Source organism: Streptomyces sp. NPDC021012, from assembly GCF_044333355.1.
GTDB lineage: Bacteria > Actinomycetota > Actinomycetes > Streptomycetales > Streptomycetaceae > Streptomyces.
Genome location: NZ_JBIRQU010000016.1, coordinates 74,783 through 89,614, shown reverse-complemented (window position 1 = coordinate 89,614; position 14,832 = coordinate 74,783). Strand labels below are relative to the sequence as shown.

General features: G+C 70.9%; 15 protein-coding genes. 6 read left to right on the top strand and 9 right to left on the bottom strand.

Annotation, left to right across the window (positions count from 1 at the left end; all coding sequences use genetic code 11):
* Positions 1 to 198: 198 nt before the first annotated feature.
* Together ACH4TP_RS34810 and ACH4TP_RS34805 are read right to left on the bottom strand one after the other, a co-directional pair.
* Entirely contained in the window at positions 199 to 1,578 is a 1,380-nt protein-coding gene (locus tag ACH4TP_RS34810; RefSeq protein WP_389232339.1) for an aspartate aminotransferase family protein, read from the bottom strand.
* Positions 1,563 to 2,069 carry an Lrp/AsnC family transcriptional regulator gene (locus tag ACH4TP_RS34805; RefSeq protein WP_189510954.1) on the bottom strand — a complete coding sequence of 169 codons (507 nt, stop codon included), beginning with the start codon at positions 2,067 to 2,069 and terminating at the stop codon, positions 1,563 to 1,565. Before ACH4TP_RS34805 ends, ACH4TP_RS34810 begins: the two co-directional genes overlap by 16 nt.
* A 192-nt stretch (positions 2,070 to 2,261) precedes the next feature.
* Between ACH4TP_RS34805 and ACH4TP_RS34800 the strand changes: the two genes are divergently transcribed.
* The 4 genes from ACH4TP_RS34800 (at position 2,262) to ACH4TP_RS34785 (ending at position 6,133) form a co-directional block, all read left to right on the top strand.
* Complete coding sequence (locus ACH4TP_RS34800; protein WP_398189651.1) at positions 2,262 to 3,698, top strand: gamma-aminobutyraldehyde dehydrogenase; 1,437 nt, start codon at positions 2,262 to 2,264, stop codon at positions 3,696 to 3,698.
* A gap of 144 nt (positions 3,699 to 3,842) precedes the next feature.
* A complete protein-coding gene (locus ACH4TP_RS34795) occupies positions 3,843 to 5,006 on the top strand; it encodes a PotD/PotF family extracellular solute-binding protein (RefSeq protein WP_398440169.1) in 1,164 nt (387 codons plus the stop codon).
* A gap of 11 nt (positions 5,007 to 5,017) precedes the next feature.
* Positions 5,018 to 5,548 carry an HXXEE domain-containing protein gene (locus ACH4TP_RS34790; protein WP_398189657.1) on the top strand — a complete coding sequence of 177 codons (531 nt, stop codon included), beginning with the start codon at positions 5,018 to 5,020 and terminating at the stop codon, positions 5,546 to 5,548.
* A 63-nt stretch (positions 5,549 to 5,611) separates the two neighbouring features.
* A complete protein-coding gene (locus ACH4TP_RS34785) occupies positions 5,612 to 6,133 on the top strand; it encodes a hypothetical protein (RefSeq protein WP_389232352.1) in 522 nt (173 codons plus the stop codon).
* On the opposite strand, the gene ACH4TP_RS34780 is transcribed toward ACH4TP_RS34785, so the two are convergent.
* From ACH4TP_RS34780 to ACH4TP_RS34755, 6 genes are all read right to left on the bottom strand, one after another.
* Positions 6,115 to 7,290, bottom strand: a complete 1,176-nt coding sequence (locus tag ACH4TP_RS34780) for a serine hydrolase domain-containing protein (RefSeq protein ID WP_398440168.1) — start codon at positions 7,288 to 7,290, stop codon at positions 6,115 to 6,117. The two genes, ACH4TP_RS34785 and ACH4TP_RS34780, sit on opposite strands and share 19 nt — an antisense overlap.
* 96 nt (positions 7,291 to 7,386) lie before the next feature.
* Positions 7,387 to 8,094 carry a response regulator gene (locus tag ACH4TP_RS34775; RefSeq protein WP_389232358.1) on the bottom strand — a complete coding sequence of 236 codons (708 nt, stop codon included), beginning with the start codon at positions 8,092 to 8,094 and terminating at the stop codon, positions 7,387 to 7,389.
* Complete coding sequence (locus ACH4TP_RS34770) at positions 8,091 to 9,218, bottom strand: sensor histidine kinase (protein WP_389232361.1); 1,128 nt, start codon at positions 9,216 to 9,218, stop codon at positions 8,091 to 8,093. The genes ACH4TP_RS34775 and ACH4TP_RS34770 overlap by 4 nt, the downstream gene beginning before the upstream one ends.
* A 14-nt stretch (positions 9,219 to 9,232) precedes the next feature.
* The gene (locus ACH4TP_RS34765) at positions 9,233 to 10,012 is read right to left on the bottom strand and encodes an SAM-dependent methyltransferase (RefSeq protein ID WP_398440167.1); all 780 of its coding nucleotides are present in this window, start codon (positions 10,010 to 10,012) and stop codon (positions 9,233 to 9,235) included.
* Entirely contained in the window at positions 10,009 to 10,698 is a 690-nt protein-coding gene (locus ACH4TP_RS34760) for a glycerophosphodiester phosphodiesterase (RefSeq protein WP_398440166.1), read from the bottom strand. The genes ACH4TP_RS34765 and ACH4TP_RS34760 overlap by 4 nt, the downstream gene beginning before the upstream one ends.
* A 36-nt stretch (positions 10,699 to 10,734) precedes the next feature.
* Positions 10,735 to 11,766, bottom strand: coding sequence for an adenosine deaminase (locus tag ACH4TP_RS34755; protein WP_398189668.1), 1,032 nt, complete (start codon positions 11,764 to 11,766; stop codon positions 10,735 to 10,737).
* 74 nt (positions 11,767 to 11,840) lie between these two features.
* On the opposite strand from ACH4TP_RS34755, the gene ACH4TP_RS34750 reads away from it, so the two are divergent.
* Entirely contained in the window at positions 11,841 to 12,521 is a 681-nt protein-coding gene (locus ACH4TP_RS34750) for a DUF4190 domain-containing protein (protein WP_398440165.1), read from the top strand.
* A gap of 60 nt (positions 12,522 to 12,581) precedes the next feature.
* Here the strand turns inward: ACH4TP_RS34750 and ACH4TP_RS34745 are convergent, their stop codons facing one another.
* Positions 12,582 to 13,130, bottom strand: a complete 549-nt coding sequence (locus tag ACH4TP_RS34745) for an NADAR family protein (RefSeq protein ID WP_398440164.1) — start codon at positions 13,128 to 13,130, stop codon at positions 12,582 to 12,584.
* A 175-nt stretch (positions 13,131 to 13,305) separates the two neighbouring features.
* On the opposite strand from ACH4TP_RS34745, the gene ACH4TP_RS34740 reads away from it, so the two are divergent.
* On the top strand, positions 13,306 to 14,820 hold the full coding sequence (locus tag ACH4TP_RS34740) for a gamma-aminobutyraldehyde dehydrogenase (protein WP_389232379.1): 1,515 nt from the start codon (positions 13,306 to 13,308) through the stop codon (positions 14,818 to 14,820).
* The last annotated feature ends 12 nt before the right edge of the window (positions 14,821 to 14,832 follow it).

Genomic DNA, 14,832 nt, shown 5'->3' with positions numbered 1-14,832 from the left:
TCCCCCGTCCGGGGGAACGAAGGGACGGGCCTGTCGGTCACTCGGCACCGTAAGGATTCAGATCCGCTTGTACGGACAGCACACGGCCCGGGCAGTCGCCATCCACTCGGATGGCGGCATGCCCGGGCCGGGGGTCACGCCGTGAGGGCGGCGTGATGCTGGGGGGACCGCCGTGGTTCGGTCCTCACAACCTCGTGCTTACAGCTTGGTCCACGCCTCGGTGAGCACGTTGCGCAGGATTCCCTCGATCTCGTCGAAGGTGCCCTGGTCGGCGATCAGCGGCGGGGCCAGCTGGATGACCGGGTCGCCACGGTCGTCGGCGCGGCAGTACAGGCCGGCGTCGTACAGCGCCTTGGAGAGGAAGCCGTACAGGACGCGCTCCACCTCCTCGTCGTTGAAGGACTCCTTGGTGGCCTTGTCCTTGACGAGCTCGATGCCGTAGAAGAAGCCGTTGCCGCGGACGTCGCCGACGATCGGGAGGTCGTGCAGCTTCGACAGCGTCGAGAAGAAGGCGCCCTCGTTGTCCAGCACGTGCTGGTTGAGGCCTTCCTTGTCGAAGATGTCGAGGTTGGCGAGCGCGACCGCCGAGGAGACCGGGTGGCCACCGAAGGTGTAGCCGTGCAGGAAGGTGTTGTCGCCCTTGTAGAACGGCTCGGCGATGCGGTCCGAGACGATGCAGGCACCGATCGGGGAGTAGCCCGAGGTCATGCCCTTGGCGCAGGTGATCATGTCGGGCACGTAGCCGAACTTGTCACAGGCGAACATCGTGCCGAGGCGGCCGAAGGCGCAGATCGTCTCGTCGGAGACGAGCAGCACGTCGTACTGGTCGCAGATCTCGCGGACGCGCTGGAAGTAGCCGGGCGGCGGCGGGAAGCAGCCACCGGCGTTCTGCACCGGCTCCAGGAAGACGGCCGCGACGGTGTCGGGGCCCTCGAAGAGGATCTGCTGCTCGATCTGGTCGGCGGCCCAGCGGCCGAAGGCCTCGGGGTCGTCGCCGTGGATCGGGGCGCGGTAGATGTTGGTGTTCGGCACCTTGTGCGCGCCGGGGACCAGCGGCTCGAAGGGGGCCTTCAGGGCCGGCAGGCCGGTGATGGACAGGGCGCCCTGCGGGGTGCCGTGGTAGGCGACCGCACGCGAGATGACCTTGTACTTGGTGTGCTTGCCCTGGAGCTTGAAGTACTGCTTGGCGAGCTTCCAGGCGGTCTCGACGGCCTCGCCGCCACCGGTGGTGAAGAAGACCTTGTTGAGGTCGCCCGGGGCGTAGTCGGCGAGGCGCTCGGCGAGCTCCACGGCCTTGGGGTGCGCGTACGACCACACGGGGAAGAACGCGAGCTCCTGGGCCTGCTTGTACGCGACCTCGGCCAGCTCCTTGCGGCCGTGTCCGGCGTTGACCACGAAGAGACCCGCGAGACCGTCGAGGTAGCGCTTGCCCTTGTCGTCGAAGATGTAGGTGCCCTCACCACGCACGATGGTGGGGACGGGGTTGTTCTCGTAGGACGACATGCGGGTGAAGTGCATCCACAGGTGGTCGTACGCGGTCTTGGAGAGGTCCTGGGTCACGGCTATCGAGTTCCCCACATGTAGGTCTGCTTCTTGAGCTTGAGGTAGACGAAGCTCTCGGTGGAGCGCACGCCGGGAAGGGTGCGGATGCGCTTGTTGATCACATCCAGCAGGTGATCGTCGTCCTCACAGACGATCTCCACCATCAGGTCGAAGGAGCCCGCGGTCATCACCACGTACTCGCATTCGGCCATGGCCGTCAGCGCTTCCGCGACCGGATCCAGGTCACCCTCGACGTTGATGCCGACCATCGCCTGCCGCCGGAATCCCACGGTGAGCGGGTCGGTGACGGCGACGATCTGCATGACGCCCTGGTCGAGCAGCTTCTGGACGCGCTGCCTCACGGCGGCTTCGGAGAGGCCGACGGCCTTTCCGATCGCCGCGTAGGGACGGCGTCCGTCCTGCTGGAGCTGTTCGATGATCGCCAGGGAGACGGCGTCGATCGTCGGGGACGAACCGGTTCCGGTTCTGGAGTCTGTGCTTCGACTGGCCACGACTTCACTGTGCACCGAGATTGTCAGTCGCGCAAGCCGGGAGCGATGAAATTCGTTGCGTAAGGCTCTGGATCTCACTGAATCCGAAGTTGCGGGGGGTCGGGGCTATGGAAAGCGTCTGTCGAGCGATTAGGCTGAAGGTGTCTCGCCCATCGGGACACCGCACAGGGACGTGCGACGACAGAACGTGACAGGAGGGGTGGCCAAGTGACCACCGAGCTGCGCCGGCTGCGTAACTACATCAACGGGGAGTTCCGCGACGCGGCCGACGGCCGCACCATCGAGGTGGTCAACCCGGCCACCGGCGAGGTGTACGCCACCTCCCCGCTCTCCGGGCAGGCCGACGTCGACGCCGCCATGGAGGCCGCCGCGGCCGCCTTCCCCGCCTGGCGTGACAGCACGCCGTCCGAGCGCCAGAAGGTGCTCCTCAAGATCGCCGACGCGTTCGAGGAGCGCGCCGAGGAGCTCGTCGCCGCCGAGGTCGAGAACACCGGCAAGCCGGTCGCCCTCACCGCGAGCGAGGAGATCCCGCCGATGGTGGACCAGATCCGCTTCTTCGCGGGTGCCGCCCGGATGCTCGAGGGCAAGTCCGCCGGCGAGTACATGGAGGGCATGACCTCCATCATCCGCCGCGAGCCGGTCGGCGTCTGCGCGCAGGTCGCGCCGTGGAACTACCCGATGATGATGGCCGTGTGGAAGTTCGCCCCGGCGCTCGCCGCGGGCAACACCGTCGTCCTCAAGCCCTCGGACACGACCCCCGCGTCGACCGTCCTGATGGCCGAGATCATCGGTCAGATCGTCCCCAAGGGCGTCTTCAACGTCGTCTGCGGCGACCGTGAGACCGGCAAGGCCATGGTCGAGCACCCGACCCCGGCGATGGCCTCCATCACCGGCTCGGTCCGCGCCGGCATGCAGGTCGCCGAGTCGGCGGCCAAGGACGTCAAGCGCGTCCACCTGGAGCTGGGCGGCAAGGCCCCGGTCGTCGTCTTCGAGGACACCGACATCGAGGCCGCCGTCGGCGACATCTCGGTCGCGGGCTTCTTCAACGCCGGCCAGGACTGCACGGCCGCGACCCGCGTCCTCGTGCACGAGTCCATCCACGACGAGTTCGTCGCCGCCCTCGCCAAGGCCGCCGCCGAGACGAAGACCGGCCAGCCGGACGACGAGGACGTGCTGTACGGCCCGCTCAACAACGCCAACCAGCTGAAGCAGGTCGCGGGCTTCATCGAGCGCCTCCCGGCCCACGCCAAGGTCGAGGCCGGCGGTCACCGCGTCGGCGACAAGGGCTACTTCTACGCCCCGACCGTCGTCTCCGGCCTCAAGCAGGACGACGAGATCGTCCAGAACGAGGTCTTCGGCCCGGTCATCACCGTCCAGTCCTTCACGGACGAGGCCCAGGCCCTGGAGTTCGCGAACGGCGTCGAGTACGCCCTCGCCTCCTCCGTCTGGACCAAGGACCACGCGCGCGCGATGCGCATGTCCAAGGCCCTCGACTTCGGCTGCGTGTGGATCAACACCCACATCCCGCTCGTCGCCGAGATGCCCCACGGCGGCTACAAGAAGTCCGGCTACGGCAAGGACCTCTCCGCCTACGGCTTCGAGGACTACACGCGCATCAAGCACGTCATGACCTCCCTGGGCTGATCCCCGCCCCGGACGTGACAGCGGCCCCGACACCCTGATCGACAGGGTGTCGGGGCCGCGCCCCGTCGCTCGACGGACCGTCCATTGCCGCAGGTCGCGGCGGGCCGGGATGCTGCTCGGGTGAGAGCGACAGCCAGGAAACACATGTCCCGCCGGTCCCTGCTGCGCGGCATCGGCGGTGCGGGGGCCGCGACCCTGCTCGCCGGGTGCGGAGTCCCCGCCGCCTACGTCGAGGAGGGCGCCCGGGCCGGCCGCGACCTCTCGGCGCGCGACCGGAGGCTCGAATTCGCCAACTGGCCGCTGTACATCGACACCGACGACGCCGACAAGTCGAAGCGGCCCACCCTGGACGCCTTCCGGAAGCGGACCGGGATCTCCGTCCGGTACACCGAGGAGATCAACGACAACGACGAGTTCTTCGGCAAGATCAGCCCGTCCCTGATGAACCGCCAGGAGACCGGCCGTGACCTGATCGTCGTCAGCGACTGGATGGCCGCCCGCTTCGTCCGCCTCGGCTGGGTCCAGGAGATGGACCGCGCCGCCCAGCCGCACGTCGCGAAGAACCTCAGCCCCCAGCTGCGCGAGCCCGCCTTCGACCCCGGCCGGCTGCACAGCGTGCCCTGGCAGTCCGGGATCACCGGCATCGCGTACAACCGCAAGAAGCTCGGCCGGGAACTGCGCTCCACCAAGCAACTCTGGGCCGACGACCTGCGCGGCAAGGTCACCCTGCTCTCCGGCCTCGACGAGTCCATGGCGCTCCTCCTCCTCGGCAACGGCGTCGACGTGGCCAAGTGGACCGCCGACGACTTCCACGAGCTGTGCGAGCAGATCGAGGGACTCGTCCGGACGAAGCACATCCGGCGCTTCACCGGCAACGACTACATCAAGGACCTGTCCACCGGCGACGTCCTCGCCTGCCAGGCGTACTCCGGCGACGTCATCCAGCTCCAGGCCGACAACCCGGACATCGAGTTCGTCGTCCCCGAGGAGGGCGCCGAGCTCTGGGCCGAGTCCCTCATGATCCCCAACCTCGCCCAGCACAAGTCCAACGCCGAGAAGCTCGTGGACTACTACTACGAGCCCGAGGTCGCCGCCGAACTCGCCGCCTGGGTCAACTACGTCTGCCCGGTCCCCGCCGCCCAGAACGTCCTGGCGGACTCCGGCGACGAGGAACTCGTCGCGCTCGCCGAGGACCCGCTGATCTTCCCGGACGCCGACATGCGCGGCCGACTGGCCATCGCCCGGGACATCACCTCCGAGGAGCGCCAGGGATTCACGAAGAGGTGGAACTCGATCGTCGGCCTGTGAGTTGCATGATCATGACTGACACACGCCTCAACCCCCTTGTCACCTATGGCCTGTTCCTCGCCTGGGCCGTGCACGACGCCGAGGAGCTCGCGCGCGGGCCGCGCTGGATCCGGGAGAACCTGCCGGGCCTCCGCGAACGCTTCCCCGGAGTTCCGGAGCGGGTGTGGAAGGCGATGGAGTCCGTCGACGAGCGCGAATTCGCCGCCGCCGTCGGCGTGATGGCGGTGATCGTCGGCACGGCGGCCGTGGCGGGGGCCCGCTCCGGCGGCCGGTCCGCCTTCTACCAGGGCGCGGTGACCGGTTTCGGGCTGCACGGCCTCGTCCACCTCGCCCAGGCCGCCGTCGTGCGGGACGCGACCCCCGGCGCGCCCACCTCGCCGCTCGTCGTCATCCCCTTCTCCCTGTGGGCCCGGGGCCGGCTGCGGCGGGCCGGGGTGCTGCGGCCGACCACCCCCGGGGGAGTGGTGGCGGGGCTCGCGGTGGCGGCGGGGGCGACGGTGGTCTCGCATGCGGTGGGGCGGAGGTTCGCCGCCCGTTTCTGAACGCGCTCAAAAACAACCACCCCACTTTTCTGAACACGTTCAAGTGGGGTGTACGTTGTTCCCATGAGCGACTCGAACGGGCCGAGAGCCCTTCTCAAGCGCATCCGCGTCTGGCTGATCGCCTTCGTCGTCTGCCTGGTCCTGAGCGGGGCCACCGCGTTCCCGCTCGTGACCGAACTCCGGCTCCTCGACGCCTCCTTGGACGGCTGGGCGTCCCCCGTCGCCGACCTCCTCCCCGGCCTCGCGGAGTGGATCGACCGCGTGGAGGGCGGCGTCCGCGCCGCCGACGAGCAGGCCCCGTACCTGCTCTACGGCACCGACTGGCTGGCCTTCGCCCACCTCGTCATCGCGGTCGCCTTCTACGGCCCCTACCGCGACCCCGTCCGCAACGTCTGGGTCGTCGAGTTCGGCATGATCGCCTGCGTCGGCATCATCCCACTGGCCCTGATCTGCGGACCGATCCGGGACATCCCCTTCTGGTGGTCCGTCATCGACATGTCCTTCGGCGTCATCGGCATCCTGCCGCTGCTCCACGTACGCCGTCTGATCAAGCGACTGGAAGCCGCTCACTCCGGCAGGCCGTAGGCCGCCACCATCAGGCGCAGGGCCGTCCTGTTCATGTCCTGGCCCTTCGCGTCGGTGGCGTTGACGCTGTAGACGAGGGTGCGGGAGCCGTCGCGGGTCGAGGCGATGGCGGTGTTGTAGCCCCAGCGGCCGCCGGTCTTGCCCCAGACCTCGCGGCCGCCGAGCTTCTTCATCGACAGGCCGACGGAGTACGCGGCCGGGTCGCCGGAGCCGAGGTCGGGGACCTTCGGGAGGGTGAACATCTCCTCCAGGAGCGGACCGCGCACCACGCGGCCCTTGAACAGGGCCCGCGTGAAGTGCTCCAGGTCGGCGGTGGTGGAGACGAGGTCCCCGGCGGCCCAGGTGTCCGAGGTCCCCCACTCCGAGACGTCACGCAGGCCCGTCGTGCCGTCGTCGAGCCTCATCGTCTGGTAGCCGTGGTTGTACGGTCCGGTGATCCCGGCGGCCCCGCGCGGGAAGTACGTGTTCCGCAGGTGGAGCGGCTTCAGGATCCGCCGCTCCACCTGGTGCTCGTACGAGTCGCCCGTGACCCGCTCCACGATCAGGCCGGCGATCGTGTACCCGATGTTCAGGTAGTGCTGCCTCGTGCCCGGCGCGAACTCGCGCGGCTGCGCCGTCGCCGCGCGGACCAGCTCCTCCGGGGTGTGGACGTCGAAGCGGCGGGCGTACCACTCCTCGACCGTCTCGCCGGGGAGGTTCGCGGCCGGGATGCCGTGGGTGTGGTTCAGGAGCTGGCGCACGGTCACCGCGGCGTACCGGCCGGGGATCAGCTCAGGGAGGTACGAGCGGACCGTCCGGTCCAGGTCGATCCGGCCCTCGGCGGCGAGCTGGAGGACGGTCGCCGCCGTGAACACCTTCGTCACCGAACCGGCCCGGAAGCGGGCGGCCGGGTCCGCCGGGGCGTTCGTCTCCAGGTCGTGCACGCCCGCGCTGCCCTGCCAGGAACCCCCGCTGCCGCCGACCCGGACGAGCGCGGCCGTCGCGTCCGCCCGGGGGAGCCCCGCGATCACCGCGCTCAGGTCGGGGCCCGACGCCTGGGGCACCGGCTGGGCCGCCGCCGGGGGAGCGTCGGCGAAGGCGGGGGTGAGCGCCGGGCCGGCGGCCACGCCCAGGACCAGGGCGGCGGCGATCAGGGTGCGGGCGGTGGTCTTCCTCATGGTCAACTCCGGTGGTGTGAGCCGTCGTTCTCGATGACTCCATCCTGCTGACCTGCGACGGTCCACGGATCGCCCGCACCGGCGGTCTTCCGCGGGTCAGTTCCTCCCCGGTGCGGGGGAGGGGCCCGGTCCCGCGCCTCCCCCGGGCGGGGGAGAGCCCGCCGCGACCAGGCCCGTCTCGTACGCGCAGATCACCGCCTGGATCCGGTCCCGCAGCCCCAGCTTGGCGAGGACGTTCCCCACGTGCGTCTTCACCGTGTGGTCGCTGACCACCAGCTCCGCCGCGATCTCCGCGTTCGACAGGCCCCGGGCGAGGAGGAGAAGGGTCTCGCGCTCCCGGCCGGTCAGGACGTCGAGACGGGAGTCGGCCGTCCTGCGCGGGCCGCCCGCCGTGTACTGCTCCACGAGGCGCCGCGCCACGGACGGCGCGAGGAGCGAGTCGCCCGCCGCCACCACCCGTACCGCGTGCACCAGGTCGTCCCGCCGCACGTCCTTGAGGAGGAAACCGCTCGCGCCCGCGTGCAGCGCCTCGTACACGTACGCGTCGGTGTCGAAGGTCGTCAGCATCACCGTCCGGCAGCCGGACTCCGCGCTGATCGTCCGGCAGGCCTCGATGCCGTCCGTCCGGGGCATCCGGATGTCGAGCAGCGCCACGTCCGGCGCGAGCCGGCGCACCGCCTCGACGGCCTCCGTGCCGTCCCCGGCCTCCGCCACCACCTCGATGTCCGGCTGCGCGTCCAGGATCATCGCGAAGCCGCTCCGGACCAGCTCCTGGTCGTCCGCGACCACCACCCGGATCGTCATCCCTTCCCCTCCCCCACGGGCAGCAGGACCCGCACCTCGAACCCCCGGCCGTCCGGGCCCGGTCCCGTCTCCGCCGTCCCGCCGTGCGCGGCGGCCCGCTCCCGGATGCCCACCAGGCCGTGCCCGCCCGGACCGCCCTGCGGACCGCGCCCGTCGTCGGTCACCGTGACCCGCAGGACCCCGCCCGCGTGGGCGAGCCGCACGTCGACCGTACGGGCCCGCGCATGCTTCACCACGTTCGTCAGCGCCTCCTGCACGATCCGGTAGACGCTCGCGCCGGTCGCCGGGGGCAGCGCCCGCACCCCGCCCTCCGTCGCGTACCCGACGGCCAGACCGCCGGCCCGCACCCGCTCCAGGAGCGCGGGGAGGTCCGCGAGGTCCGGCTGCGGCTCCCGGGGGGCCGCCGTCTCGCCGCCCTCGCGCAGGAGCCCCAGCATCTGCCGCAGCTGGACCATCGCCTCCCGGCCCGTCTCCGAGATCGCCTCGAACGCGGCCTCCGCGCGCTCCGGGGCCGCCCGCACCGCGACCGGGCCCGCCTCCGCCTGCACGACCATCAGGCTCACCGCATGCGACAGGACGTCGTGCATCTCCCGGGCGATCCGGGCCCGTTCGCGCGCGGCGGCCCGCTCGGCCTCCACCCGCTGGGCCCGCTGCCGGGCGTCGGTGAGCCGCCCGAAGACATAGGCCGCGCCGAACACGAAGAGGGAGAAGGTGAGTTCGCGCACCGACTGGGTGTTGAGCCACACCGAGACCGGCACCGCGACCACCATGAGCCCCGCCGTCACGAGCCGCTGCCACGGAGGCGCGAGCACCGCGATCGTGTAGACGCTCACCAGACCCGTGTACGGCAGCGGCTGCCCCGGCCCCTCGACGGCCAGCTTGTACAGCGCGCTCGTCGCCAGGATCGCGAGCAGCACCGCCATCGGCGCCCGCCGCCGCCACACCAGCGGCACCACGGTGAGCGTCGTCAGGCCGTACGCGGACCAGGTCGCCGGTTCGAGCTCGGGCCCGCGCGGCACCACGAACGGCATCGTCATCGCCGCCTGCACGACCAGCGCGAGGCCGATGTCCACCGCCCACGGATGGGCGGCCCCCCAGGTCCGCAGCTCCCGCAGTTCCCGCATCCCCCGTATGCCCATTACGGCTTGCGGCCCACCGCGCCGAACTGCGCCACCACGGGCCCCTCCTCGGAGCGCCACCGCGAGCAGGACACGATGCCCGGCTCCAGGAGGTCGAGGCCGTCCAGGAAGGAGGCGAACTCCTCCCGGGTGCGTGCGGTGATCGGCGGGGTCGCGTTCTCGTTCCAGAAGTCCATCGCGGCCTTGTTGCCCTCGCCGCCGAGCTCCGGCTCCAGGGTCGGGTGGGTCAGCACCAGGTGGCTGCCCGAGGGCATGGCGGCCATCAGGGTCCGCACGATCGCCCCGGCCTCGTCGGTGTCCAGGACGAAGTTGAGGATGCCGAGCATCAGCACCGCGACCGGGCGGGACAGGTCGAGCGTGCCGACGGCGGCCGCGACGATCCGCTCCGGGTCGTGGGCGTCGGCGTCGACGTACTCCGTGACGCCCTCCGGGGCGCTCGTCAGGAGTGCCCGGGCGTGCGTGAGGACGATCGGATCGTTGTCGACGTAGACGATCCGGGCATCGGGGGCGATCCGCTGCGCCACCTCGTGGGTGTTGTCGGCCGTCGGCAGGCCCGTACCGATGTCCAGGAACTGGCGGACGCCCGCCTCGGCGGCCAGGTGTGTCACCGCCCGCCCGAGGAACGCCCGGTCCGCGCGCGCCACTTCGCCGATGCTCGGATAGAAGCCGGTGACCTGGTCGCCGACCGCGCGGTCCACCGGGTAGTTGTCCTTGCCGCCCAGCCAGTAGTTCCACACCCGGGCGTTGTGGGCGATGTCGGTCCGGATCCGGTCGTTCATTCGCGAGCCTTTCGCAGCACGGCGGCGAGTGCGTCGACACGGTTCGTGGTGACCGAGTCGACCCCGTTCTTGATCAGCTTACGCATGGTGTGCTTCGTGTCCGCCGTCCAGGCCGAGACGAGCAGCCCCTCCCGGTGGACCCGCTCGGACAGCTCCCGGCTCACCAGCCCGAAACGGTAGTTGAGCCACCGCGGCCGCACGGCGTCGAGGAGGACGCGGCGGGGCGGGGCGAGCGAGGTCCACGTCAGGGCGATCTCGGCGGCCGGGTCGGCGGCCCGCACCTGGAGCATGGCGACGGCGCCCGCGCAGTAGGAGACGCGCTCCCCGGCCCCGCACTCGCGGACCGTGCGCACGATCGAGCGGACCGAGTCCTCGTTCCCGCCCGGCAGGTCCAGCATCAGCCGGTGGTCCCCGGCGGCGAGCAGCGCGTCCCGGAGGGTCGGCACCCCGCCGTCGGTGAGCTCGCGCAGCAGCTCGTGCGGGAGGCCGGAGAGCGCCAGGTCGTGGCCCCACAGGCGCTTGAGGGTGTCGTCGTGGAGGAGGACGGGCACCCCGTCCTTCGTCAGCCGGACGTCGACCTCGACCACGTCCGCCCCCCGCTCGATCGCCGAGGCGATCGAGGGGAGCGTGTTCTCACGGACGCGGTACGGGTCGCCGCGATGGGCTACGACAGTCACAGGGCGCATGGCCCCATTCTCGTCGGCGCCGGCTTTCCGGCGGGGTCAGCGCGCCAGCCAGTCGTTCGTGTACGTGTCGATCTCGGCGGCGATCCCGGCCTTGCCGGCCGCGTCGAGGAAGGAGGCCTCCACCGCGTTCTTGGCGAGGGCGGCGACACCGCGCTCGTCGAGGCCGAGGAGACGGGCGGCGACGGCGTACTCGTTGTTGAGGTCCGAGCCGAACATCGGCGGGTCGTCGCTGTTGATCGTGACGAGGACCCCGGCGTCGACGAACTGCCGGATCGGGTGCTCCTCCAGGGTGGCGACGGCCCGGGTCGCGATGTTCGAGGTCGGGCAGACCTCCAGGGCGATCCGGTGCTCGGCGAGGTACGCCAGGAGCTCGGGGTCCTGGGCGGAGCTGGTGCCGTGGCCGATGCGCTCGGCGCCCAGCTCGCGGATCGCGTCCCAGACCGTCTGCGGGCCGGTCGTCTCGCCCGCGTGCGGGACCGAGTGCAGACCGGCGGCGCGGGCCAGGTCGAAGTACGGCTTGAACTGCGGGCGCGGCACCCCGATCTCCGGACCGCCGAGGCCGAAGGAGACCAGGCCCTCCGGGCGCAGCCCGTCCGTGGTGGCGAGCCGCGCGGTCTCCTCGGCGGAGACGAGGCCGGCCTCGCCGGGGATGTCGAAGCACCAGCGCAGGATCGTGCCGAACTCGGCCTCGGCCGCCTTGCGGGCGTCCTCGATCGCCGCCATGAAGGCCCGCTCGTCGATGCCGCGGCGGGTGGAGGAGTACGGGGTGATGGTCAGCTCGGCGTAACGGATGTTCTGCCGGGCCATGTCCCGGGCGACCTCGAAGGTGAGGAGACGGACGTCCTCGGGGGTGCGGACCAGGTCGACCACCGACAGGTAGACGTCGATGAAGTGCGCGAAGTCCGTGAAGGTGAAGTAGTCGGTCAACGCCTCCGGATCCGTGGGGACCTTGGAGTCCGGGTGCCGGGCCGCGAGCTCGGCGACGATCCGGGGCGAGGCGGAGCCCACGTGGTGGACGTGCAGCTCCGCCTTGGGGAGTCCCGCGATGAAGGCATGAAGGTCGGTCATCGAATCATCGTAGGCCGGGCGGTTCTCCCGCGGGGCGAGGCCTTAGCATGGCGTGACCATGATGGGGGAGGCCCATGTCTGACAATCGAGACCAGCAGCCGGGCGGGTACGACCCGACGGACCCGTGGGCTCCGCCGAACCGCGACGGGGTGGAACTGAGCAAGCCGGCGACGCCGTCGCCCTCGCCGGTGCACGACCAGCCGACGATGACGTCCTTCCCGAGCGCACCGGGTGCGCCCGAGGCCGTCCCGCCGCCGCCGGTGGTGCCCGGCGGACCGGCGGCCACCGCCGGATACGGCTATCCGACGGCCGCGCCCGGGTACGGCTACCCGCCGGCGTCGCCGACACCACCGGGCGCGCCGGGGTACGGGGCGTACCCCTCGTCGTACGGCCCGGGATACGGCCAGCCGCCCGGCTGGCAGCCGCCGCAGCAGCCGTCCAACGGCATGGGCATCGCCTCGTTGGTGCTCGGCATCATCGCGGCGGTCGGCTTCTGCCTGTACGGCCTCAACATCATCCTCGGCATCCTGGCGCTGGTCTTCGGCGTCATCGGCATGAAGAAGGCCGGCCGGGGCGAGGCGACCAACCGGGGCATGGCGCTCGCGGGCGTGATCCTCGGCGCGGTCGGCATCGTCGTCGGCAGCGTCGTCCTGGGGCTCATCATCTGGGCCGCCACCCAGGACGCGTCGTCCTTCGAGGAGGGCTCCGGCGACCCGTTCGCCTCGGTCCTCCAGATCGAGCGGGGCGCCAGCTGACGCCGGTACGCATGCGAAGGGCCCCGCACCTCCCCGAGGAGGTGCGGGGCCCTTCGCGTGTCACGCGGCCCGCAGCCGCTCCCGGGCCTCCATCAGGGCGAAGCCCAGGAGGTTGAGGCCGCGCCAGCGGGCGGGGTCGCTCGCGCGGGGGTCGTCGGCGGCGAGCCCGATGCCCCAGACGCGGTCCAGCGGGCTGGCCTCCACGAGGACGCGCTGGCCCGTGCCCACCAGGTACGCCCGCAGGGCCTCGTCCGAGGAGAACTTGTGGACGCTGCCCTCGACGACGATCCCGAAGCGCTCGCGCTCCCAGACCGCCTCGTCGAAGCCCCGCACCAGCCGGCCTGCGTTCTTGGCCTCCGCGGGGGTACGGGCGCCCAGCGCGGCCCGCTCCGCCTCCGCGTCCTCGAAGAGGCGGGCCTTGGCGGCCATCATCCAGTGCTCGGCGGTCGCGTAGGCCACGCCGTCGACGGTGAAGGGCGACGGCCACCACTGGCTGAGGCAGCTCGCCGAGAGCCGTCCGTCGGGGTGCGGACGGTGCCCCCAGAAGTGCAGCCATTTCACTCGGTCACCACGTGTGACCTGCTGCGTCAGCTCTTCGATCTTGGTCATACACGCGAGTCTGGCATCCGCCACGGACACTCCGTACGGAGATTTTCCGGCCGCCTCGACACATGGTCGACCGATTCCGTCGCGTAACCAAAAGGCAACAACGGAATCACTTGTTGCACTACTGCCCCCATGTCAGGATCGGCACTCAAATCGAGCTGGGACAACGGAGAGCGTCATGACCAACCGCTTCCAGGTGACGGACCGCTTCGCGGACGGCGCGCAGTACATCGGCGGAAGGCTCCGCGCCGGAACCTCGGATCGGGAACACAGCGTGATCGACCCGGCGACCGGCGAGAGCGTCTACACGTACGCGCTCGCCTCCACCGCCGACGTGGACGAGGCCGTCGCCGCCGCCAAGGCCGCCTTCCCGGGCTGGGCGGGAGCCACCCCGGGCGAGCGCTCCGACGCGCTGCACCGCCTCGCCGGCGTCCTCTCCGACTGGGCCGAGGACATCGCCAAGGTGGAGTCGCTCCAGTGCGGCAAGCCGCTCAAGCTCACCACCGAGTTCGACGTGCCCGGCACGATCGACAACACGGCCTTCTTCGCGGGGGCCGCCCGCCACCTCCAGGGCCAGTCGGCCGCCGAGTACACCGGCGACCACACCTCGTACATCCGGCGCGAGGCGATCGGCGTCGTCGGCTCCATCGCCCCCTGGAACTACCCGCTCCAGATGGCCGCCTGGAAGATCCTCCCGGCGATCGCCGCCGGCAACACCATCGTCCTCAAGCCCGCCGAGATCACCCCGCTGACCTCGCTGATGTTCGCGATGGCGGCGAAGGAGGCCGGGATCCCCGACGGTGTGATCAACATCGTCAGCGGCTCCGGGCGGGTCGTCGGCGAGCACCTCGTCGGCCACCCCGACGTCGTCATGACCTCCTTCACCGGCTCCACCCCGGTCGGCAAGCGGGTCGCCGAGGTCGCCACCGCCACCGTGAAGCGGCTCCACCTGGAGCTCGGCGGCAAGGCCCCGTTCCTCGTCTTCGACGACGCCGACCTGGAGGCCGCCGCCCACGGCGCCGTCGCCGCCTCCCTCATCAACAGCGGCCAGGACTGCACCGCCGCCACGCGCGCGTACGTCCAGCGCCCGCTCTTCGACGCCTTCGTCGCCCGGGTCGCCGAGCTGATGGAGACCGTCCGCGTCGGCGACCCCTTCGCGCCGGACACCGACCTCGGTCCGCTCGTCAGCCACCGCCACCGCGACAGCGTCGCGGGCTTCGTCGAGCGCGCCCGCTCCTACGCGACCGTCGTCACCGGAGGCGAAGCCCCTGGTGGAGAGCTCAAGAACGGCGCATACTACCGTCCCACCCTGATCACCGGCGCCGCACAGGACAGCGAGGTCGTGCAGTCGGAGATCTTCGGTCCGGTCCTGGTGGCCCTGCCCTTCGACGGCGACGACGAGGGCATCCGGCTCGCCAACGACACCCCCTACGGCCTCGCGGCCTCCGCGTGGAGCCGTGACGTCTACCGGGCCAACCGTGCCACGCGGGAGATCAAGGCGGGATGTGTGTGGGTCAACGACCACATCCCGATCATCAGCGAGATGCCCCACGGCGGTACCAAGGCCTCCGGTTACGGAAAGGACATGTCGGCTTACTCCTTCGAGGAGTACACGCAGGTCAAGCACGTAATGTTCGACAACACTGCGGTTGCGGCGAAGGACTGGCACCGCACGATCTTCGGGGACCGATAGCAGCTCGCCGCC